General features: G+C 65.6%; 2 protein-coding genes and 1 pseudogene. 1 reads left to right on the forward strand and 2 read right to left on the reverse strand.

The window, feature by feature from the left end; all coding sequences use genetic code 11:
• The first annotated feature begins 517 nt into the window (after nucleotides 1–517).
• The gene (locus tag V7793_RS35520; RefSeq protein ID WP_336013805.1) at nucleotides 518–1576 is read left to right on the forward strand and encodes a hypothetical protein; all 1059 of its coding nucleotides are present in this window, start codon (nucleotides 518–520) and stop codon (nucleotides 1574–1576) included.
• Nucleotides 1577–1580: 4 nt separating this feature from the next.
• Here V7793_RS35520 and V7793_RS35525 read toward each other — a convergent pair.
• Together V7793_RS35525 and V7793_RS35535 are read right to left on the reverse strand one after the other, a co-directional pair.
• A pseudogene (locus tag V7793_RS35525) lies at nucleotides 1581–1730 on the reverse strand (transposase family protein); the annotation flags it as partial.
• A gap of 516 nt (nucleotides 1731–2246) precedes the next feature.
• Nucleotides 2247–2783, reverse strand: coding sequence for a hypothetical protein (locus V7793_RS35535; protein WP_336013806.1), 537 nt, complete (start codon nucleotides 2781–2783; stop codon nucleotides 2247–2249).
• Between the last annotated feature and the right edge of the window lie 404 nt (nucleotides 2784–3187).

Here is a 3187-nt window from a genome sequence, read left to right on the forward strand (position 1 = left end):
GTGCACGACGGGAAAGAGAAGCGGCGCCACGCCCCGGACTACTTCGTACGGCTCGCCGACGGCCGTGCTCGCGTGGTCGATGTCCGTGCCGAGGACCAGGTCGACGAGCGGACAGCTGAGGCGTTCGCAGCCACCGAGCGGGCCTGTTCGGCGGTCGGCTGGGAGTTCAGGCACGTCGGTGTCCCGGACCCTGCGCTGATGGCAAATCTGCGAGGTGGCTTGCCCGCTATCGGCATCCGCGCTGCGCCAGCAGACCTGAGATCGCAGCCCGGATACAGGAGACCTTCGCAGCACCGACGCCGTTGCTGACGGGAGCCGAGTACGTCGGGGACCGGCTGGCGGTGTTGCCCGCGCTGTTTCATCTGATGTGGAGGCAGGAACTGGTGGCCGACCTCGCGCATGAGCGACTGGGCCCCACCACGCTGGTGCGGGCCGCTGGCTCAGCGGGGGGCTCGTCGTGAACGCGGGACTTCGGCCGCGACGGCCTTTCGGGGTGTCGATCGGTGATCGAGTACGAGTGGCCGATGTCCTGCACACGGTGATCGCGGTGTCCGGCACGACCGTGCGTGTGGCGGACACGGATGGTGCGGTCACCGATATCGGCCTGATCGAGTTGTCGGCGGCCGACGATTTTGAGGTGGTACGCGCGTCGTCGCGGACACCAGTTCCACCGGCGACGCCGTTGGAGGGGCTGCCGGAGGCAGTGGTGGCGGAGGCGTTGTGGTGGGAACAGCACATCGTGGAGGTGATGCGCGGGGTTCCGCCGCAGGCGCCTGCCGGCACGAGGCCGAAGCCGGAGTACGACCCGGCGGTGGTGTCGCTGACCCGCCGCGAGCAGGCCAAGGCAGCGGAACTGACCGCTGCGGGGCGGCCGGTGACGCCAAGTGCGATCGCCAAGCGACGCCGCCGCTATGAGGCCCACGGAGTGGTCGGGATGGCCGACCACCGGTCCGCCAAGCCCGTCAGCGCGCACGGCCGGGTGGACCCGCTGGTGGTGGAGGCGATGCAGAAGGCGATCGCCGAGGCCGTCCAGGATGCCACCCGGACGGCGACCTACCTGTTCTGGAGGACCGGTCAGATCCTGGACGAGGGTCACGGCCGGGGCTCGGTGGAGCTGCCGTCCCAGCGTAGTCTCTGCCGGCTGCTGGAGAAACTGTCGGCGGGCAAGCACACCACCGGATCGGCCTGCACCCGCCGGTCGCTGGCGGACCGCCCCGACGGGCCGTTCGGCGAAAGAAGTGCGACGGCACCGGGCGAGCTGATGCAGATGGACTCCACACCGCTGGACGTGCTGGTCCGCCTGGACGACGGGGTTCCCGCCCGAGTGGACCTGACCGGCATGATCGATGTCGCGACCAGAAGCCTCACCGCGGCGATGCTGAGGCCGACAACCAAGTCCGTGGACGCCAGCGTGTTGCTGGCCCGCACCGTCACCCCCGAGCCGATGAGGCCCGGCTGGGCCCAGGCGCTGGCGATGTCACGCTCGGCGTTACCGTTCAGGCGGCTGCTGGACATCGACGCTCGAATGGAGCACGCCGCCGCCCGGCCAGTCATCGTCCCCGAGACCATCGAGTGACCGGCAGCGGGGCGATGTGGCCAATGGCCCGGTCCGCGGCCGACTTCGAGATCCTGAACAGGGGCCCGAGCTACCGCATTGTCAGGTTCGTCCGCCGGTACGCGGCCACCAGCAAGATCCGGTCCCCCAGCGGCAAAGCCCACGGCCGGCCACCAGTGGGAACGTGTGCACCAGGCCGTGGCTGACCGGCTACCGCCGCACCATCCGTTACGAACCCCCCCAGCAGCGGGTAGCAGAGGCCCCGTAGGGGCGGACTCACCCTCAGGCGCCGTGACCATGTGAAGGGGTGAGGAGGCCGACGGCGCGGGGAAGGGCTCGGCTTGGCCCACTTGACAGGGTGGTAGTGGATCTGGTGCCTGGGATCGAAGGGACGACTGCGCGGTCGTCCCTCAGCACCGAGCCCCCGGCACGTGTGACTGCAGCCTTGAGCGGGCCACGGCTGGGGATGTTCTGCGCCAAGGCTGTCACGAGGGTGGTACAACAGCGACGGTGGATATGCGTGTCGGCTGGTGTCTGGGGCTGGCTCCACCAGAAGGTGCTCGAACTGCTGGACGGGCAGGGGCTGGTTGACCTGTCCCGTACTGTGCTGGATGCGGCTCATGTGTGGGCGAAGGGGGCGAATTTGCAGGTCCGTTGCCCGTGGACCGGGGCAAGCCAGGAGTGGCCGTCTTCAGCTATCGACCACCATCATGCGGAGCTTGACGTCGTAGTCTTTACTGTCGATGCAGTGAAGCTCCTTAGGGTCCTCCGAGCTGCTGGCGTAGCAGGGGTATGCCTTGTTGAGTCTGCAGGACCACCATTGGTTGTCATTGTGCACCCAGTCCCAAGCAAATCCCCAAGCGTAGCCGCCCAGGCGGAAAGTGGTGCTGACCTCCTTCGAAGTAGCGGGACTCAGGTACCACCAGTAAGACCCAATATGGATTCTCAAGTAGTTGTACATCTCGCCACGCTTAGGGATATAAACATACTTTTGCCATTCTTGGGCCTTCGCTTCGTCCTTCTCCAGGTAGGCCCATCCCCCCTTGTCTAGGTTCAGCCAGCCGACTTGCTGGTCGCCGTTGCACAGTCGAATTTTCTGCTGAGGGTATTCTTGGTGTTCGGCGACGTCGCTACCGGGAAGGATGACGCCACCTTTGGGCACAAATGGCTCCTCGTTGGGCATCGTGTTGGTTACAGACCCCGGAAGTCCTGCGTTTTCATAGTTCATGACGTATCTCCAAGTAGCAGCGTACCTGCCATTTGTCGAGGGGTTTGCCCCGAAAGGAGTAACTTTTAGCTCAACGTTCCCTGGAATCAGCTGATTGGCTTACCGGGGAACTGCCCTCCCGAGTCTAGCCTGAAGTGGCAAGCATGTCGCGATAAGAACCCCCGGGGAATGAACCTGGCAATGCCGTTTCGGTCACTGCCCGTGCAGCCCTGGAGGGCGGGTGACGGCCGCCGACCAAGCGGACAGGCACCACTCTTGGTCCGGCAGGTGCAGCTACCAAGCCCGTCCTTTGCTCGGTCCTTATGTGCGCCACGAGCGCAGAGTGAGGTTGATGTAGGTAGACCCACTTGATGCGGTGCTGTGCAGATGATGAAGGTTTTGTGGCCCTTCGGCATCGCCCTGCG

The sequence above is a fragment of the Streptomyces sp. KLMMK genome (genome assembly GCF_036961605.1).
Classification (GTDB): domain Bacteria; phylum Actinomycetota; class Actinomycetes; order Streptomycetales; family Streptomycetaceae; genus Streptomyces; species Streptomyces telluris.